General features: G+C 55.0%; 17 protein-coding genes. 7 read left to right on the top strand and 10 right to left on the bottom strand.

The window, feature by feature from the left end; genetic code table 11:
• The first annotated feature begins 75 nt into the window (after positions 1-75).
• Positions 76-1,014, top strand: a complete 939-nt coding sequence (locus HMPREF3016_RS03335; protein WP_070740224.1) for a Dyp-type peroxidase — start codon at positions 76-78, stop codon at positions 1,012-1,014.
• A gap of 156 nt (positions 1,015-1,170) precedes the next feature.
• Here HMPREF3016_RS03335 and HMPREF3016_RS03330 read toward each other — a convergent pair whose 3' ends face one another.
• Complete coding sequence (locus tag HMPREF3016_RS03330) at positions 1,171-1,797, bottom strand: TetR/AcrR family transcriptional regulator (protein ID WP_070554675.1); 627 nt, start codon at positions 1,795-1,797, stop codon at positions 1,171-1,173.
• Between the two features lie 368 nt (positions 1,798-2,165).
• Here HMPREF3016_RS03330 and HMPREF3016_RS03325 point away from each other — a divergent pair, with 368 nt between their 5' ends.
• The 4 genes from HMPREF3016_RS03325 to HMPREF3016_RS03310 all read left to right on the top strand — a co-directional run bounded on the left by HMPREF3016_RS03325 (position 2,166) and on the right by HMPREF3016_RS03310 (position 6,613).
• Positions 2,166-3,263 (top strand): pseudouridine synthase, encoded by a 1,098-nt coding sequence (locus HMPREF3016_RS03325; RefSeq protein WP_070740221.1) that lies wholly within the window; start codon positions 2,166-2,168, stop codon positions 3,261-3,263.
• 73 nt (positions 3,264-3,336) lie between these two features.
• On the top strand, positions 3,337-4,599 hold the full coding sequence (locus tag HMPREF3016_RS03320) for a glycoside hydrolase family 76 protein (RefSeq protein ID WP_070740218.1): 1,263 nt from the start codon (positions 3,337-3,339) through the stop codon (positions 4,597-4,599).
• Between the two features lie 186 nt (positions 4,600-4,785).
• Positions 4,786-6,087: a tRNA guanosine(34) transglycosylase Tgt gene (gene tgt, locus HMPREF3016_RS03315; RefSeq protein ID WP_048754561.1), complete on the top strand. Its 1,302-nt coding sequence runs from the start codon at positions 4,786-4,788 to the stop codon at positions 6,085-6,087.
• Between the two features lie 25 nt (positions 6,088-6,112).
• Entirely contained in the window at positions 6,113-6,613 is a 501-nt protein-coding gene (locus HMPREF3016_RS03310) for an SRPBCC family protein (RefSeq protein WP_048753498.1), read from the top strand.
• A gap of 147 nt (positions 6,614-6,760) precedes the next feature.
• Here the strand turns inward: HMPREF3016_RS03310 and HMPREF3016_RS03305 are convergent, their stop codons facing one another.
• The 8 genes from HMPREF3016_RS03305 to HMPREF3016_RS03270 all read right to left on the bottom strand — a co-directional run bounded on the left by HMPREF3016_RS03305 (position 6,761) and on the right by HMPREF3016_RS03270 (position 16,721).
• A complete protein-coding gene (locus tag HMPREF3016_RS03305; protein WP_070740216.1) occupies positions 6,761-7,471 on the bottom strand; it encodes a hypothetical protein in 711 nt (236 codons plus the stop codon).
• 286 nt (positions 7,472-7,757) lie between these two features.
• Entirely contained in the window at positions 7,758-8,594 is an 837-nt protein-coding gene (locus HMPREF3016_RS03300; RefSeq protein ID WP_070740213.1) for a hypothetical protein, read from the bottom strand.
• Positions 8,595-9,008: 414 nt separating this feature from the next.
• Positions 9,009-9,569, bottom strand: coding sequence for a DUF6318 family protein (locus tag HMPREF3016_RS03295; protein ID WP_070740210.1), 561 nt, complete (start codon positions 9,567-9,569; stop codon positions 9,009-9,011).
• Between the two features lie 401 nt (positions 9,570-9,970).
• Positions 9,971-11,164, bottom strand: coding sequence for an MFS transporter (locus tag HMPREF3016_RS03290; RefSeq protein ID WP_070740208.1), 1,194 nt, complete (start codon positions 11,162-11,164; stop codon positions 9,971-9,973).
• Positions 11,165-11,456: 292 nt separating this feature from the next.
• Positions 11,457-11,957, bottom strand: coding sequence for an acyl-CoA thioesterase (locus HMPREF3016_RS03285; protein WP_070740206.1), 501 nt, complete (start codon positions 11,955-11,957; stop codon positions 11,457-11,459).
• A 495-nt stretch (positions 11,958-12,452) separates the two neighbouring features.
• The gene (locus HMPREF3016_RS03280; protein ID WP_070740203.1) at positions 12,453-13,997 is read right to left on the bottom strand and encodes an amino acid permease; all 1,545 of its coding nucleotides are present in this window, start codon (positions 13,995-13,997) and stop codon (positions 12,453-12,455) included.
• A gap of 177 nt (positions 13,998-14,174) precedes the next feature.
• Positions 14,175-15,629 (bottom strand): amino acid permease, encoded by a 1,455-nt coding sequence (locus HMPREF3016_RS03275; RefSeq protein WP_070740200.1) that lies wholly within the window; start codon positions 15,627-15,629, stop codon positions 14,175-14,177.
• A gap of 366 nt (positions 15,630-15,995) precedes the next feature.
• Positions 15,996-16,721 carry a queuosine precursor transporter gene (locus HMPREF3016_RS03270; RefSeq protein ID WP_013398444.1) on the bottom strand — a complete coding sequence of 242 codons (726 nt, stop codon included), beginning with the start codon at positions 16,719-16,721 and terminating at the stop codon, positions 15,996-15,998.
• A gap of 199 nt (positions 16,722-16,920) precedes the next feature.
• Here HMPREF3016_RS03270 and HMPREF3016_RS03265 point away from each other — a divergent pair, with 199 nt between their 5' ends.
• Together HMPREF3016_RS03265 and HMPREF3016_RS03260 are read left to right on the top strand one after the other, a co-directional pair.
• Positions 16,921-17,814, top strand: coding sequence for an alpha/beta hydrolase (locus tag HMPREF3016_RS03265; protein WP_070536675.1), 894 nt, complete (start codon positions 16,921-16,923; stop codon positions 17,812-17,814).
• A 142-nt stretch (positions 17,815-17,956) separates the two neighbouring features.
• A complete protein-coding gene (locus HMPREF3016_RS03260; RefSeq protein ID WP_048754552.1) occupies positions 17,957-18,643 on the top strand; it encodes a TetR/AcrR family transcriptional regulator in 687 nt (228 codons plus the stop codon).
• 117 nt (positions 18,644-18,760) lie between these two features.
• On the opposite strand, the gene HMPREF3016_RS03255 is transcribed toward HMPREF3016_RS03260, so the two are convergent.
• Entirely contained in the window at positions 18,761-19,069 is a 309-nt protein-coding gene (locus HMPREF3016_RS03255) for a type II toxin-antitoxin system VapB family antitoxin (protein ID WP_004006550.1), read from the bottom strand.
• Between the last annotated feature and the right edge of the window lie 102 nt (positions 19,070-19,171).

Below are 19,171 nucleotides of genomic sequence, written 5' to 3'. Positions count from 1 at the left end.
CAACGAGGGAGGGCTTAGCCAGCGTTTAGGGGCGGATTCATTGCAGCGGATATATGCAAGCTGTAGGGTGGCTTTATGCTTCCACCAGAATCACAACAGGTAACCGCAGACCCGAACACCAACACCGTTTTTATGGTGTGGAAATTCAAGAACGATATTTCTCAGCAAGCATTGATTGAGGGTTTTCAGAGCCTTTGCGCGCTGGTCATTAACGTGAACCACACCGCCGCCAACCGGTACTCCCCCGAAAAGGCGAACTTGGTGATGGGTATCAGCCACAGCGCCTGGTTGACGCTAGATCTGCCGAAGCCACTGCCGAAAGAGCTCGTGGAGTTTCAGCCGATTCAGGGAGCTAAGCATACCGCAGTTTCAACTCCGGGAGATCTGCACTTTCATGTGCGGGCAACCCACCGCAGCGTCGCCTACGATATTGCCGCAATCATCACCGATGCTCTGCGTGATATTGCCGAAAGTATTGTAGAAGTGCACGGTTTCCGCTATTGGGATGGGCGTGCCATTATCGGTTTTGTGGACGGTACAGAAAATCCGCAGACTCCCGCATCCCGTGAATACTTCGGCGTGGTCGGTGACGAAGACCCGGAGTATCGAGGCGGCAGTTACCAGTTTGTGCAGAAGTATATTCACGATATGACGGCGTGGAATAATCTGCCCGTGTCCGAGCAGGAAAAAGTCATCGGGCGCTCCAAACAGGACGATATTGAGATGCCCGACGACGTTAAACCCAGCAACTCGCATTCCGCGCTGTCTAATGTTGGCGATGATTTCAAGGTTATTCGCGATAATATGCCCTTCGGTACCGTGGGTAACAACGAAATGGGCACCTACTTCAACTGTTATGCCAGCACGTTCTCAACCGTGGAGAAGATGCTCAAAAATATGTTTATCGGCGTTCCAGAAGGCAACTACGATAGGCTTTTAGATTTCAGCACCGCCACAACCGGCACGCTCTTCTTCGTGCCGACTATGGATATGCTGGGGGATTTTTCGGGTTAAGACCTGCCTCAAACACGGCGGATACCCCGCGCGGTCTGCGGATGCGCCGCTCCCTCTAAAATGCCGAGGTCTTTAAGTGCAGAAAGCCCCTGCATCAAGGAGAACCGAAATATTTTCGGTAACTCCCGATGTGGGGTCTCGTTGAGAAGCTCTAGCTTAGTAACCGCCGGTCATGGTATCTGCCACGCCAACGCAGATGTCGATAGCTTCATCGACGCGCATGGCGCGTGCACCCGCCGGAGTGTTACCGCGCGGGCTGCCCTGCACCACATGCCGGGCGAAGTAATCGACTAGATGCAGCCATCCGCCTAAAATCATGCGGGTGCGGTCGTTAACGGGCATTTCGGTACGTTCGAGCATCCATTCCAAGTACTCGTCAGGAGTACTGGGAGCATCGCTTTCACTGCCACCCTCAGCAACATGGGCGAAATTGGAGCGCAGCTCAACACGAAGAGCCTCCACCGGGTTAGGGTGATGCTCGCTGAGCGCTTCAAGAACAGCCCGTGCTTCGCGCCGGGTTACCGCCGCCGCCAAAGACTCTTTGCCGGGGAAGTAATGGTACAGCAGTGCCCGAGTAATGCCGGCCTCACGAGCGATGCTGCTCATGCAGGCTGCCACAACACCGTGCTGCGCAAAATGAGCCGCCGCGACCTGCAGGATTTGTTCTTCCCGTTGCGCCGGAGTCAGACGCTGACCGCTCTGCCGCGTCTTCTTAGCTGCTTTTTCAGAGGCTTTTTGTGCGGGTTCGGTGTGCTTAGCTTCGTTGCGTGCGTTGTGTTCCATATATCCCTCTAATCGTTCGATTTCATCGAACCTCTTTTTTTAATAGTAACGCGCTAACCCTAAGCCGCTACCTATAAAACTTAATATGAAGTTTAATGCTTATACACTGATTTTGCCGCTCTATTAAGCCGTTCCATGCTTCATGGTAGTGAAATAAATTTTATGATTTTATTTATTTATTAGACACTTTCGCGAGGAATATTTCGCATTAACTTCACACTGTTCACATACCACCCAAAACATGAGAGGGTCGTGCCATGATGGCCTAAGTATGTGCTGTCATCAAGACGCGGTCCTTATACTTTCACGCAGGAGGCTAGAGGTTTCCTCCGAAGAGGCCAACTCACAAAGCACGCTACAATCAACCTATGCCGCGACGAGTCAATCGCCACCTCTTCACACCACCCCTGCCCCAGCGCGCGGGCATAGACCCCGTATCGCTGACTCTGCCCGCGCATCCAGTACTGCATGAGACGACCCAGGGGCCGGATGCACACCCCAGCACGGTGGCTCAGTACCTCATCAGTCGATTCTCGCCCGAAGACCCCGCAACAATCCTCGACTGTTTCGCCCGGCACGAGGTGCGCACCGATGACGGCGCGATCCTCACCGATCAAACCCCATATCTGCCCGGTCTGAGAATCTGGTACTACCGCCCACTTCCCGAAGAACCGCCGCTACCGGATGACCTTCCGATCCTCTATGAAGACGAGCACCTGCTCGCCGTAGATAAGCCGCACTATCTGCCCGTCACCCCGCGCGGCGCCTATGTCGTGCAGACCGCACTCACCAAACTGCGGGTACGCGAGAATAATCCTCTGCTCACGCCCGTTCACCGGCTGGACCGCCCCACCGCGGGGATTTTACTCTTCGCCAAAACTCGAGACGCACGCGGCCCCTTCCAGATGATGTTTCAGAACCGGCAGGTCACCAAAACCTACCTTGCTATCGCCCCGGCACCAGGTGAAGACCTGCGTGAGAGCATGCTGGGCGAAGGCGTGCAGGTGCGCAGCCGCATCGACAAGGATCGCAATATTCTACAGGTGCGGCAGTACTCGGCACGCGAATGCGAGCGCGCAGGCCTTAGCGTGAACGCGGAAACTCTGGTGCGCATCCGAGAAATCTATCAAGCGCCACAAAGTGTTCCTCTCAAATCTGGCGAACAAAACCCGTATCTGTCCTATCCGGTGCCCGGCGAAGAACTCGCCCTCTACGAACTCACTCCGCACACCGGCAAAATGCACCAGCTGCGGGCACACTTGAACCTGCTCGAAACCCCAATCTTCGGCGATGTTCTCTACCCGCAGGTTCTGCCAACAGCACCAAACGATGCGTCTGTGCCGCTGCAGCTTCTAGCGCATCGTCTTGACTGTGTACACCCCTTCACGAGCAAACCGCTCACCCTGTACAGCGCACGCACGCTTTCTCTCGCACCGCGAAATGTGGCACAACCCAAGCACCAATAATGCGATAATGTGGTAGCACCTCGCCTCTCGTGGCAGTATCGTAGGTAGCTTTCATAAGCAAGGAAGAAAGAACGTGACCTCCAACCACCCTTCTGAAACAGTCCCCAGCACCGAGCATGCGCAACGCGCCTCGCGTGCCGCCGACTCTATCCTCAGTCGATACACCCGCCGCGTTTTTGGCGTACCCGGAACCCTGCTCGGGGCAGTACAGATGCCCGAATCGCGTGGTCTAGGAGCACGGTTTGCCGAATGGCATTACTGGTGGCAGGCGCACCTGCTCGACTGCATTATAGATGCGGGCGAACGTGCCGTCCGTGAAGGCGACACCGTACAAGCCCAGAACATGCTCGCCACCGCCAGGAGCGTGGTACGCGGCATCCATACCCGCAACCTGGGATTTGCAAACGACTTCTATGACGATATGGCATGGTTGGCGCTCGCCGTGGGGCGGCTCAATAGGCTCAGTAAAACAATAACCGGCGCCTCGGACGTTACGGCGCAGGATGCCGGATCGGTACTCTTTGAAAGGCTTAACACCGGCCTTCATTCCTGCGGCGGCATGAGCTGGTCCAAAGGCAAACGAGACTTCTGCAATACCCCGGCAACCGCTCCCGCAGCCCTTGCTTTTGCGCGCATCGGGCAGATAAAAACCGCGCAGAATCTTATGTCCTGGCTCAACGACGTTCTTTGGGACGGCGACCGTATGCTCTACTTCGATGGCGCTAACCTGCGCCCGCAGGATGTGATGGTTGATGACATTACCGGCCGCCGCGATGTTCCCCTCGACGTAGAACGCAATATCTACACCTACAATCAGGGCACAACCCTAGCGGTGCTTCTGACGCTTGCGGAATCCTCGGAAATTTCAGACGACCGCCGTGAAGAATACCTGCTGCGCGCCGAACGCCTGATCGTCGGAATCGTCAAAAACCTCAGCGAAGATTTCGAGTTCTCGGACGGTTCACACCACCTCGTACTTCACTCCGGTAGCGACGGTGACGGTGCGCTCTTCACCGGTATTCTGGTGCGCTACCTGGCGCAAGCGGCAATGTCCACTATGCTCAGCCCGGAGGCACGATCCCTGGCGAGCGCCCTCGTGTACGGCAGTGCCCGCGCGGTGTGGGAGGGACGCCGCGAATTCGACCCCACCCTGCCGCTGAATGAACCTGGTATTGACCCAAACGAAATTCGTGACCGGGCGGTCGCCATTTTCTCACCGAAGTTCACCGTATCCGCGCGCGATGCGCTCGCCGCAGGTAAGCCCGTGGAACTATCCGGTCAGCTTCAGGCGTGGATGACTCTGGAGGCCGCCGCCCGCCTGAGCGTGGAAGACTAATGTCTTTTCCGGCTCTGGTGGGGTGCGCCGCTTATCAGGCTCGTCTCGTCATGCCCCTAGACATGGGGTGAGACGGCGCGGGTCTGCAGATGCTCTGACGTGCCGCGCCTGTATAATAGCCGTGCGCACCCCTCCCCGGAGTAAGCACATTTCCCCTAGTCGTACCCGTATATTTCAAAGGCACAGATGAACAACGAGTTCCCCCACCCCGACTTCGGTTTTACCGTCACGAGCCGCCTTGCCGAGACCGCATCCCCGTCTGCCGAGCGTGTTGAGGCTAACGGCGGGCAGTTTTTGGGGCGCACGGGTGTGATTCGCACCCCGCACGGCGATATTGAGACTCCCGCCTTCACGCCCGTGGGTACGAAGGCGACCGTCAAAGCGGTGCTTCCCGAAGCGATGAAGGAACTCGGGGCGCAGGCGCTTTTGGCGAACGCCTACCACCTGTATCTGCAGCCCGGACCCGAGATTCTGGATGCCGCTGGCGGGCTGGGGCGGTTTATGAACTGGGACGGGCCAACCTTCACCGACTCCGGCGGGTTCCAGGTGATGAGCCTGGGTTCGGGGTTCAAAAAGGTGATTGACATGGGAACCGTTGCCGATGCGAAGGGGGCCGATGGGCGCCCGATTGGTGACGACGATGTGGCTCACGGCAAGGAGCGCCTGGCGCATATTGATGATGACGGCGTTAATTTTAAGTCCCATATCAACGGGTCTATTCACCGTTTCACCCCCGAAGTTTCAATGCAGGTGCAGCATCAGATCGGGGCAGATATCATGTTTGCTTTCGACGAGCTGACCACTCTGTACAATTCCCGCGGGTACCAGGAAGAGGCGCTGGAACGCACCCGCCTGTGGGCGCTGCGCTGCATTGCGGAGCATGAACGGCTCACGGATGAGCGCACGGGCAAACCCTACCAAGCACTTTTTGGGGTGATTCAGGGCGCACAGTATGAGGATTTACGCCGCAAAGCCTGCCGCGATTTAGGTGATATGCCGTTCGACGGGTTCGGTATCGGTGGCGCCCTCGAAAAGGAGAATCTGGGCACCATTGTGCGCTGGTGCGCTGAAGAACTCCCGGAGGCTAAGCCCCGCCATCTGCTGGGTATTTCGGAACCGGACGATATTTTTGTGGGACTGGAAAACGGCGTGGACACCTTCGACTGTGTCTCGCCCACCCGCGTGGCGCGTAACGCGGCACTCTACTCCCCCACCGGGCGTTTTAACGTGACGAATGCCCGGTTCAAGGCAGATTTCTCGCCTATCTATGAGGGGTGCGATTGCTATACGTGCGCACACTATACGCGCGCCTATCTGCGACACCTGTTCAAGGCGGATGAGCGGCTAGCGGCAACCCTCGCCTCCATTCACAATGAGCGGTTTATTGTGCGCATGGTCGATGATGCGCGCGCCGCGATCGCCGACGGCACCTACTTTGAGTACCGTGACGAATTCCTCGGTAACTATTACTCTGGTAAGAAGCCCTAAATCAACAACCGTCACGGAGTGTACGATGAGCATCACTAAGGTTCCCGACGAAGAACTTCTCATCTTCGACCATGAGATTGCCGCCCCCGTCGAGCAGGTTTTCGGGGCGTTTCTGAACCCGAATCTGCTGCATCGTTGGTATGGTCCGACGGGGTGGCGTACCCGTGCCGAAGATATTGTGCTGGAACCTTATGTCGGCGGCATGCAGCGGCTATCGATGATTAACGAGCTTGATGCCTCGGTATCATGCGTTCTGCAGAGTCGGTTTCTCGCTATTGATCCGCTCAAGGAGCTCGAATACGCCGAACAGCTTCCGGACCATTTAGGGAACCCCGGAGGCGTGGTTGTCTATCAGCGGTTCCGCTTTTTTCCCGAGACGGTTATTACACCCGAGGGCGTGGGCGAAGGTACGCGCATCACCGTGGAAATCGGCCCCATGCCGGTCTCGGTACACGAGGAGGTACGCGCCAGCTGGCGGTCTACCTTCGCGCGGCTGGATGCTCTACTCAAAGAGGATGCGGCATAGGCTCAAGCGGTCTTGAGACTTTTGCCGCAGGAAAAAACACCGTAACCGGCCGTCAAATGACCTCGCACAATACGGGTGGGGAGCGGACATTTCTGTTATAAGAAACTGTCCGCTCCCCACCCGTGTTTTATGAACATTGGCGAAGCATTAATCTTCGGACTGATATTCCGGGTTCTCCGGGTCGAGTTCGTTATAGGCACGCATGGCAGCCTCTGGGTCGTCCAGACGCGCCGTGATCTTGATATTATGCCCTTCCACAACGCATTCGGGTGCACCGCGATCGGGGGTATAGTCCAAGAACGGACGCCAGTAGCAGGTAGCATCCTGAATGCGCATAACCCAGTGCTGGGTTTGGTTATCGGGCGTGGGGGTGCTGTTGATGTACTGGGTCATGATCGACATAGCGTAATCGCAATCTACCACGCCATCAACCACACGTAACTGTGCGTTGCTGCCCCTCAGGTGACCCTGCTGGCTAATGGATCCGCAAGTCTCCCCTGCACGGCGCACGTTCGTGGGATTACCCGCGTTCGGGTCAGCCGATGCGGTAGTGACCGTACCCGTCTTGACCGCTCCCGGGGAGGTCCACACCTGGGCGGAATTCGAGGGATTCGGTGCGCTGCTTGAGCTTGCGGAAGGCTGCATGGTGGAGTCATCATTGACCACCGGAGTGCGCTCAGGCATAACAGGTTTCGCGCTTGTACTCGGGGTTGCCGATGCGCTGCGGCTCGCAGAGCTGCTTTGATGCGGGGAGGAGGCGCTGGCAGTGTTCTGCGCGTTTGTATCGCCGCCGCCCGAGCAGGCGGTCAGCGCCAGCAGGCAGGCGGCACCAAGAGTCACGAAAGAACGAGTTTTCATAGAGATCTCCTCAACAGTGGGGACATAGTTTTATTGTACAACCGTGCAGGAATTCTCAAGATCTTCATGAAGGTTGCGCCACTTCCCTGCGGCGACCCTGCTATGCCTCGCTTGCCGTTCCATCCTTCGGCTTCATGCCTTCTGCATCAGCATCATGATTTATTCCACGTTAAAAGGCTCTTGATGCGAATAAAGCGTTGAAAATCCCGCTCCATTCGTATCAAGAGCCTTTTAATGGCGTACCCCGAGCAATTATCCAGAGAGGTTCGGAGAGTTATCCCTCTGACTATGACAACAGCTGATCGAGGATGCCCGGAAGGTCATAATCTGTATGAGCGTTATTAAAGGTCGTCTCTTTCTTGTCGATTTTCATCGGCTGGGTGTTAAATCCTTCTCGTGTATACCAGTCGTGACCGGCTGTAGCCGTGTTGAGAGCGTCCCACCATTCCGGTGTAGTAGCGCCTAGAGTATCTTTTTCGTTCACCCACCAGAACATAGGCTGCGATTTAATGTTCTGCGGCGCCTGGGTCTCCATGCGCCCATTCTTTCCACCACCACCGCCAACCATGATGGAACCGCCACCGGAACGCCAGGTTCCCTGCTGATCGGCATCAAGCTCATAGGTGATGAATTCGGCGCCGCCGGAGTATCCCATAAGCCACACTTGCGACTCATCTATATCTGAATCGGCGATAAACTCCTGGGCAAAGCTGCGGAAGTAGTCGCCGTTCCCATCAGCGTTTTCCCACCAAGTGGCGTAATCATTTGCTTTATTTGGGTCGAATTCATCGGGCGTATCCACAGAGACAAAAACCTTGTTGTGTTTCTGAGCTGCATTCGCCATACCTTGCATGGTGTCACCTTCAGGGTTGTAGAAGAAAGAACTGTCTACGTCGTCCTGGTTATAGTCGCCATCGAAGTAAAACACCACGCCCACGGGCTGTGACCAGTCGATATTATCGGCGTAAACGTGGTACTGCGAACTCACATTTTGGGGTGAGGTATAGGTCAGGTTAGTTCCCGATTGCACCTCTGCCTGGGCAGGAACCACCATGGCCGAGCCAATCAGGGCTGGAACTGCGAGCGCAGTTAGGGCTGCAGTACACATCTTTTTCGTAGACATAAGTACTCCTCAATTTTTATAACGATAGTTTTTCATAGTGTGTGATGAATATAATGCTTTCCGTCTTTTGATACAGAGTGCATATGAGGAACACTATCATTAAAGTTTTTATAGTGATATGAAATATAATTAGTATTATTTTCTTTCACGACCCGCGCACATGGTTCTCTAAGTGCTTTCTGGATATTCTAGCGTTCGCACTAAGCCATATACTATTCTCAAAATTTGCATACCCTGCTATCCTTTTAAACTTTGAGAAAACTATAAAATATTATTCATATATACTAAAAAGGTTCTTAGTGTGAACAATGCGGAATATCTAGTGTTGTGTTCACACCAAGAACCTTTTTCTGCGGTCTCAAGCCAGAGAAAAGCTACTACGCGAAACAGCATCTTTCTCAAATAAATAACCGACTATTTATCAAAGGGTTTTCCAACAACATTGGTAGCGATACCTTCAAAGAACCCTTCCATCTGCCAGGCACCATCAAGATACCTCGCTTTAAGAGCCCCAGTGGAGTAAACGATCTTTCCCCAACCATCGGTATTCTCAGGAATTTCATGCACTTCTCCGTTACGCACGTAGAAGTCTCCATGAAACATTTGTAATTGATAAGGCCAAGAATATTCTTCACCCTTTTTCTCGGGGTGATCGGATTCTAGCCTATACACGAAGTTACCTGACTCCTCCCAATACTTACCCTCACGCGTTTCTTCCAAAAGAGCAATACTTTTAAAAAGCTTCTGATCACCCTCAGTCATTCCAGACTGCTTAATATACGTATCGTCACCCGTTTTCATGGCATAACTTATTCCAGCCGATGCATATGCCCAGCTATAGTACAGCCCAAGTTCAGAGTTCTCACTCATTTCTTGAGGCCTTTTAGGATGCGGCCACCCATATCCCTGCTTTTCGCGCGTGGAATACATATAACCCTCGCCCGTATACTCCATATCCGCATTATTAAGCTCCACGTTAAATCCTCGCTGGAAACTATTCCGCCTGCTTGGGCTAGCGCTGGGCGAAGCGCTTGATGGAGTTTCTGATGACGACGTGGAGCTCGCAGATGAAGAGCTTGCGAGAGGCGAAGCAGAGCTTTCGGTATTTGACGCATTCCCACCACATGCACTCATCAAGATAGCCCCAGTACCAGAACCAAGGAACAGGAGTGCGGTCCGACGATTAACAACTAAAGATGACATTGCTTAGCCCCTCTCTATGGTGTATTCGGCGAAAACTAGACATGTGCAGAGTAGCACCGGTCACATACTATATGGTCGGATTACCTCAGGCTCTGCACTATGACTTTAATAACTTCTTATGCTCACCCTCACACTAAACGCTCTCTGCCTACCGACTCCTCTTCTAACCGTATCTAAGCGTGATGGATGCGCCCCGTGCGGTTACGCGCCAGCGCATACAGCAGCAGGTTCACCACCGCCGCACCGGTTGCCGTCGCGCCGCCGATCATGACAATAGTGCGCGCATCCCCCAGTATTCCCGGCGTACCGAGTAGGTCACCCACAAGCACCATCGAACTAAACAGCGAGCCGATAAGAGCCCAGCACTGCCCCTGACGATGCTCGGGCACCTGCATATACACCATGTCACGAATACCCATATTGTGGATCGAGTTGAAGAACCCGCCTACCAGAAACCCAGCTCCCACAATCCAAGGATTCGCCACCAGCCCTTCCAGCAGAATCGCGACACCGATAAAGAATCCGCCCCACAAAATCGCATTCACCAGCTGCGGCTTGTACCATCCGCGCCCATAGAAAACGCTAGCGATGAGCGCCCCGACAGCCCACATCGCCAACACGAGCGAATACTCGAATGCAGTGTTCGTGATGGATTGCAGGTAGAACACCCCGGCGATGCCTTCCATCGTGGTGGAAGCAACCACGACCGCCATCACGGGTAAGAAAATCACCAGGGCGCGAGCGCTGGAAATAGCCGAGAATCCTAGGAAAATATCTTTAAAACTATCGCGCTTAACCGCATCGAAAATTTCGTGATCGCGCCGTGCTGGCACGTTAAACCAGGCGATGACTGCTGCAATCAGCAAGAGCGCCGAAGAGCCTACTATAGTGGCGGTCATGTTCCAGGTGGCGAAGAAGGCGCCCACAGGCGGGGCTACGATCGAGCAGAATGAACCGATTCCCACAATAGAGGCGGATGCGCTCGACGGGGTCATACCCGGCGCCTTCGGCAGTAGTTTGAATTCGGCGGCGTTAGTGAGATTTCCGGCGGCTCCATTGAGCACGCTCATGGCAACGATGGTGACCGGATGCGGGAAAAACGCGATGACTGCTACGCAGAGCGAGGATACGGCCAGGGAGCCAGACCAGCAGGCTCGACCCGAAAAACGATCGGTAACCCAGCCTGTGAAAGGACCGAAGAGTATGCCGGTGAAGAACCCGCCGACAGCCATGACGGTGAGCCACCAGGGCTCGGCAATGCGCGAGATATAAACAATGAGGATCAACCCGAAGGATGCGTCCGCGAATCCATCGATCAGGGTGATGAGCAGAAGGGGAGTTTTGAAGTATTGAGTTAGTTTTTTCATGCTTTCGTTTCGGTTCAGAGGGATAGTTGCCTATGCCTCTGCGCCGCCGAACACTATCTGCTGCACGATACGCACCTCCTCACGTGGTATTTTGCCTTGCGTCCTCGCGGGTAAACCATCGGACATGTTTTCTAAATCACATTGTATACGATAGGGTGACCAGACTACCGGACTTCGTCCCATACCCCCCCCTCCACGCATACCCTATATACCGCGAGCAGATAGGATTTCGACGAAAAGATAACGGATTGCTATCTGCTCGTCGAAATCCTATCTGCTCGCGGTTAAAGTGCTACAGCATATACTGTGTCAAAAGCTCCCGCTGTTCGGGAGTGAGGCGAGAGAGGCGGGCGGCAGGTGCATCCCAAAAAGCCAGCACGGTAAAGGCGCGCACGCATTCAGCATGATCCACCGGGGAATAGATACTATAGCCCACTCGCACCGAGGCGGCACTCACCTTTTCGACGCGCACATTTACCTCCAGCGGATCACCCGTATAGGGAAGCTGCCCCAGATAACGCACCCCGTGTTCGGCGATAAGGGCCTGCACTCCATCGGGCATGGTTTCAAAAAGCGGGATGGGCGGTGCGGGCAAATTCTGCGGTTTCTGCCCTGAAGACGGTGGCGGTCCGAAGATGGCAATGCGTGCCTCTTCGAGAAGGCTCAGTATTGCAACGTTATTGACGTGCCCGTAGGCATCCATATCGCCCCAGCGCGGCGGCACCTGCACGGCCAGACCGGATTCGCCGGTTATCGAAGTTGCTGGGTTCGCAATGGATTGATGTGCGTTCATATCTTTAACTCTACCTTGTGCATTTTTATGCATAAATACGTATATGGGTAAAGTTTTATGGTCATATCTTCACCAACATACAGTCATCCTGACTTCATACAGTATGGGGCAAGAAAATCTCGCTAGAACGCTATCTAATACCACCAAGACATCTTAAACGGCCTTAAAAATGATGTTCCCCGGAAGCATCACCGCCTCCGGGGAACACCCAACACACAGACATTTGAACGCATACAAGATCATACGGTTCACCAATAACTATAGACCCTCTTGTAAGCCTATGATGCATTATTGCGGGTTTGTTACAGAAAAACTTTTTGTGAATTTCGCGGTCTTTTGAGAATACCCACAAAACCTTCAAGTGCTACATGATAGATAAAATCATCATTACTTGAAGTTCCCCCTGCAAATTATTATGGTGATGGCTACGGCAGAGCACTCATCACCTCACACTTCAGCGACGAAACCCAGCATGCGCCGCATCAGCAAAGCGCTCTAGCGACCGAATTCGGAGGCGGTTTTCAACGCATCCTCTTCCTCCTCTAAGGCCGTGGCATGCTCAGCGGAAGCCTGCTGTGCCTCGGCAAACGCATCCTCATCAACCGTGAGCGTATGTTTCACACGCGCAAAGTACACAATCGTCAGAACCAGGAAGTACCCCACGCCCACAATCGCGGGAATGAGCGAACCGCGCACCATAAACAGGGCAACCCACACGGCGAAAAGCACCATAATGCCCACGCCTGCCGTCATGCGCCCGCCCCACAGGCGGAATGCCGAGCTTTTGCCCTCAACCCGCCGGTACACAATATACGCAAGCAGAATCAGCACCCACACGGTGAGCGCACACACCATAATCAGGAAGATCATGGAGAGGAATGCTTCTTGCGGGCTGAACAGCGCCAGTAGAATAGCGATAACAACGCCGCTGGTGGAAACCCATACGGCACGCGAAGGCACTCCGGAGGCGTTCACCGCAGCCAACGCACGGGGCGCCATACGGTCGGTCGCCAGCGAGTGCATCAGGCGGGCACCGGCATACAGGTTAGCGTTGGCCGAGGACAACGCCGCAATAAGCACCACGAAGTTCACGAAATGAGCCGCGCCCGTAATGCCTAGTTGATCGAAAACCAGAACGAACGGGGAGGTTTCAACCTTCTCGCCCAGCTCGCCCGCCGAACGCCACGGAATAATCGACACCACAATAAACAGCGCCAGCACATAGAACGTTGCCAAACGAATCATCATAGCCTTCGCACTGGAACGCACCGATCGGGCGGGATCCTTGGCTTCTGCGGCGGAGATAGAGATCATCTCAATACCGCCGAAGGAGAACATCACGACCGCCAGTGAAAGCCAGACCGCGCCGAACCCGTGAGGCATGAACCCGCCGTCGTTGACAAGATTAGCGGTGCCGACCGCCGCATGTGAGGGCAGTCCGAAGAATACCAAACACAGACCCACCAGAATAAAGGCGATCACCGAAATAACTTTGATGGACGAGAGGAAAAATTCGAGCGCGCCGAAAGATTTCACGCTCGTGATGTTCAGAATAATAATTGCGACACCGAATACCGCGATGCCCGCCCACAGAGGCAGCTGCGGCCACCAGTAATTCAGGTAGGTGGCCACGGAAACCAGTTCCACGCCGGTAATGACCACGGTTGCGGTCCAATAGGCTAAGCGTGTGAGAAACCCGGCATAGGGACCAAGGTACCTGGTGGCGATAGCGCCGAAACCGCCTCGCACCGGATAACGCACCGCCATCTCACCAGTGGCCGCGCCTATGACGGAGGCGAGCGCCGAGCCGATAGCATACGCAAGAATAACGGCTGGTCCGGCCATAGCGATCGCCCGCCCGGACCCCAGGAATAGGCCGGTGCCAAGCGCCGAGCCCATAACGATCATGGTCATCTGTCCGTGCGAGAGGGAACGTTTGAGTTCGGCGCGGGCGGATTTATTGTGTGGTGCTGCCTCATGCGGATGCGCAGCGCCGCTTCTATGCCTCTTAGCAGGTTGAGGGGTGTGGCCGTCGGTCATGTTTAAGCCTTCTTCGGGTTCTGAGTGCCTGGACTGTGATGTTGTGAAAATGTCAAAGAATGAGTGTGTTTCTAGGGTAGTACATCGTCCGTATTAACCGCGAGCAGATAGTATTTTGACGAGAAGATAGCGCTATCTTCTCGTCAAAATACTATCTGCTTGCGGTATAGCAACAGACTATGCGTCTTCCTTCTGTTGTTCGGCAAGCGCGTCAAGATCGGCACGCGGGAAACCGCCACGTTTTTTCGCCAACACCACGTAGAAAACGGAGATAATGGCGAAGAACACCACGCCCACCTGCACGGATACTACGGCGCTCGAATCGGGAAGCATGAAAAGGGCAACCAAGGTTGCAAGCACCCCGGCAAGCCCCACACCCGCCGTAATGCGCCCACCCCAGACGGTGAACCCTGAGGAGTTCCCCTGATGCTTCTTGTACGCCTGGTAGGTCAGCAGAATCATGATCCATACCACCAGAATGCACAGGGTGACCAGGGCCATTAGCAGCTCGAAAATATTACTGATTTCTGCCACCGCCATGACAGATGCGATCACCACACCCAGGAAAGAGAGCAGAAGCGCGGTGACGGGCACACCGTTATGGTTCGTGGTGCCCGCAAACGTGGGTGCCATTTTATCGCCCGCAAGCGCGTGGAGCAGGCGGGTTGCCGCATACAGCGAGGCGTTCGCACCCGAAAGCGCGGCGATCAAAATCACGAAGTTGGTAATATCTGCCGCATAAGGAATGCCCAGTTCAGAGAACACCATCACGAAGGGCGATTGGCTGAGGTCTTTGCCGGTCTGCGCCGCCTGCTGCCAGGGCATCAGGCACAGAATAATCAACATCGAGAGCACGTAGAAGCTGGAGAGCCGCCAGATCATGGCCTTGACGCTAGTGCGTACCGAACGGGCCGGGTTCTGCGCCTCTGCGGCGGAGATGGAAAGCATCTCAACACCACCGAAAGAGAACATCACAATTGCCATCGAAACCCAGACGGCGCCGAGTCCGTTGGGAAGAAGCCCACCGTCGTTCACGAGGTTTGCGGTACCCACCGCAGCGTGTCCGGGCAGGCCAACGAACACAAGAAGCAGCCCCAGCACGATAAAGACGATAACCGCAATTACTTTAATGGAAGAGAGGAAAAATTCTAGGGCTCCGAAGGATTTAACGCTCACCAGGTTCAGGATGAGAATCAGGATGCCGGAGGCTGCCACCGTCACCCACAGCGGAATTGCGGGGAACCAGTACGAGAAATATTTGCCGACCGCCACGAGTTCGGCGCCGGTCAGCGGCACAGTGGTTGCCCAATATGCCCAACGGCCGATATACCCGGCGTAGGGGCTGAGGTATCTGGTTGCGATGGTGCCGAACCCGCCGGGAACGGGGTGGCGAACCGCCATTTCGCCCGCGCATGCCGCGATAATAGCGGCGATCATGGAGCCAACAGCGTAGGCGATGATAGCACCGGGTCCCGCAATTTTAATGGCGGAACCAGAGCCCAGAAAGAGGCCGGTCCCCAGGGCGAGACCCATCGCAATCATAGTCATTTGACCGTGCGAGAGGGAACGTTTCAGTTCGCCGTTTTCTGCCGGTGCCGTCTTAGGTGCTGAGGCGTCCTGTGCTTTACTCATCAGGTGGTGCTTTCCATTTTTTCGTTCATCGGTTGGGCGCCTGCCCTCGTATGTCGCGTCGAAACCGAGCGCGGCTCGGTACCCGGTCTGTAGCAAATGTGGCAAAGGCGTATCGAATAACTATCCCGCGCCGAGCATCATCTATGCAACTTTTTGCATGGGTTTGTGCGTGGCGAAACAGATTTTCCCTATGATTCTCAGAGTTTGGTTATTTTTGGGTGTTCCACGACGTAATGCAAATTTGTGCATAGGATGCGCCACCCACCGCACAAGGATACAGCGCCACAAATATTAATGGCGAGAAGCGGACAACCCATCTGCTTCTCGCCACATCATCAATTTTTCACGGCGGTGTGCAGCATCAGCCTAACCGTCGTACTCGATCTCGTGCCGTTTGAACCAGCCAATCACCGGGTAACTGATAGGCATGAGCACAATCTCAACCAGGCACTTATACACATACCCGACCAGGGTGTAGCTGATGAATTGATCCAAGCTGGTAATCCCCAGAATAGGCGAAGCAATCGCACAGAAAATAATGGTGTCCGCCAGCTCACCCACGAGGGTTGAAGCGATCATACGCGCCCACATAAACCGCCCGGAGGTGGCCTTCTTCATGGCGACCATCACCCAAGCGTTCAGAAGCTGACCCGTCAAATACCCCAGCAGCGACCCGGCAAAAATCTGCCATACGGGACCGAGAATAATGGCGAACGCCTCTTGATTCTCATAGTAGCTGGCGGGCGGCAGGGCAACAGTCAGCAGGAAGCATCCGGCAGCAAACGCCGCTGCCACAAACGAGGCGATAATAGCCCGGCGAGCACGCTTAAACCCGTACACCTCAGAGAGCACGTCGCCGAGTACATAGGCCAGCGGGTACAGGAAGAAACCGCCGTCACTGGGGATAAAGTTGCCGTTCGTGAACGGCGGAAGCTCAAATGGGAGCGGCCCGAATTCGATACCTTTCGTAGCCGCAATATTCGAAATAATCAGAATCACGCAGGATGCGCCCAGCAGCAGGTCAAAATAGCTGCGACGCTTTGCCCACGGCGGGGTCGTAATATCCTGCGGTGCCTTAGCGGGTGTAGACATAGTTCTCCCTGAAAGATTTGATGTGAATGTTGTTTTGAGATTATGCTCGTCTGCCACCCGAGCACTCACTATCTTACCCAGTAACTCCGTTTGAGTGAGAACCTAAAAAGGCTCTTGAGGTGATAAAGCGTAGTTTCGCCAATTTATTCGCATCACGAGCCTTTTTACGGTGCAGGCTGCCTCCTCTTAAACTATAAATATGGGTCACCAAGAACCTGCTCGCTCATCCGTGCGCCGCACAACCGCGCACATCCCGCGTTTGCCCCGAAGCATTTCGGCGGCGATGCGCGGTGCCCGCCGCGCCGGTTCAGTTCTGGAACCCCTGCTCGTTTCCTCCAGCGAACTCATCGGGTACCTCCCCTATCGTGCCTACGGACGAACCCTGCACTATCGGGTTGATAACGCACACTATCTTGAGGCTGCCCAGACCGAGCCGCCCGGAATTCTTTTCTTCTTTGACGGCGATTACCTGCTTCGTTCCAACAGCAGGCTGCTCAGCCGCACCTCCAGTTTGCGCCGCGACCTCGCCGATATTGCCCGCGAACATCGTATGCTGTGCGTGCCCGTGCTGGCACCAGGAACCCTTGAAGCACCCGTTTTCAATGACCCCACAACCACCTGGTGGGTGCGTGCCCGCAGGAACGGTCGTGTTTTTCGTGCCCTTGCCGCCGACCTCGCCGAACGCTACGGATACGATCGCACGCGCATCTGGCTTGCCGGGTATTCGGGCGGAGCGGAATTTATTACCTACGAACTGTTGTCGCATTCCAACGACTGGCTGCTGGGCGGGGGCGCATCTATGATCGGCGGAGGCGGTTCCGACGGTATTCCGCAGCGTTTCCGTGGGCCCAGCCGCTCCCTAAACGGGATGCTGCTCAGCTGGCATGTGGGAGACCGCGACGGCAAAGCACCGGCTTCTGCGGGCCAGATCTGGTCAGCACAGCGTGCAGCTCATGAGGGTGAAGAGTTTTACCGGGGACGGCAGGCACGCACTATGCTGCGTATTCTGCCAAAGCAGGGGCATCGTGGGTATCCGCTGACCTCTTTGATTCGGGACGATTTGCGTGCCGCCACACGGCTGGGCTACCTCTAAGCCGGGGCTTCTAAATTTTCCGAGCACAGTATTTTCATTCCTAGTCAGGGCGTGATGCGCTCGTTGAGAAATATCTCAAGTTTTTCGGTAATTTTTTGTGCCACAGTCGCAATTTATTGACGTTCTGCGGTAAAGTGTCACTATGCCTCGTATTTCTGCCGCAACAAACGCCGCTCAGCGCGAAAACACCAAACGTGCCATCCTCGAATCTTTCGGGAAGCTCCTCTACTCCCGAGGACTCCCCGGACTCACCATGACCGACGTCGCCAAAAACGCCGGTATTGGGCGCACAGCAGTCTACAATTACTTCGCTGACATGGGCGAACTCCTGGTTGCCTACGCCCTTGACGAAACCGAACGGTTCCTGCACGAACTTGATGAAGGGATCACCGGAGTCACCAACCCCATCGATCAGCTCGCCGTCTATATTCGCTTGCAGATCGAAGACCTCGCCCGCAGACACCTTCCCCCCGGACCCGCCATGCGCTCCATGCTCTCACCCGAGTCTTACGCGCGCCTCGGCAAACACGTAAGCGAACTGCAAATGGTTTTGGCAAACATCCTCTCCGACGCCATCACCGAAAAATACATACCCGAAAACGACATTCGCGAACTTGCGATGCTCGTACACGGTTCACTCTCCTCAAGCGCCGGACGCGCCGAAGACGCCCCCGACGCACAAACCCGCGAACGCCAGATTCAAAGCACCATCAGGTTCATCCAGATGGGGCTGGGCGCCCGGTTTGATGCGGACGGAAACCCCCTCAAAATCGAAGAAACTCAAGCAAACAAAAGCGAGAAAACGACCAACCTGACCGTCGCATCCTAAAGGCGCGCCCCGTTCGGCAGAAAACGAACCAGCGTTAAACGCGAAAGCCCCCGACCGCTACGTCAGGGGCTTTCTTCATCTCCACAAGTTGGCTACGGGGAGCGAGTGCGCATCCGGCTAAAAACCCGGAACCTGATCCAAATCAAGCACCCGCGCATACATCACCGCACGCCGATGCAAAGCATTACGCAACGCCCGATGCACCCCATCCTCCAGATACAAATCATCACGCCACTTCACCACATGCGGAAACAAATCCCCATAAAACGTGGAATCCTCCGCAAGCAGCGTCTCAAGGTCAAGCGTCTTCTGCGTCGTAATCAGCGCATCAAGACGCACCTGCTGCGGAGGCACATTACCCCAATCAGCATGCGACAAATGATGCTCAGGATACGGGCGCGAAGAACCAACCTTCTTGAAAATCATATCTACATTCTAAAATGCCGCTCCCCCAGGCCGAAAAGCCACGCCCACAACACACGGCACAACGCCACATTGACTTCCTCTACCCCGTGAACGGGGTAAATT

Origin of the sequence: Rothia sp. HMSC065D02 (assembly GCF_001815285.1) — a bacterium.
Taxonomy (GTDB): domain Bacteria; phylum Actinomycetota; class Actinomycetes; order Actinomycetales; family Micrococcaceae; genus Rothia; species Rothia dentocariosa.
This window is presented reverse-complemented; position numbering and strand designations above follow the sequence as displayed.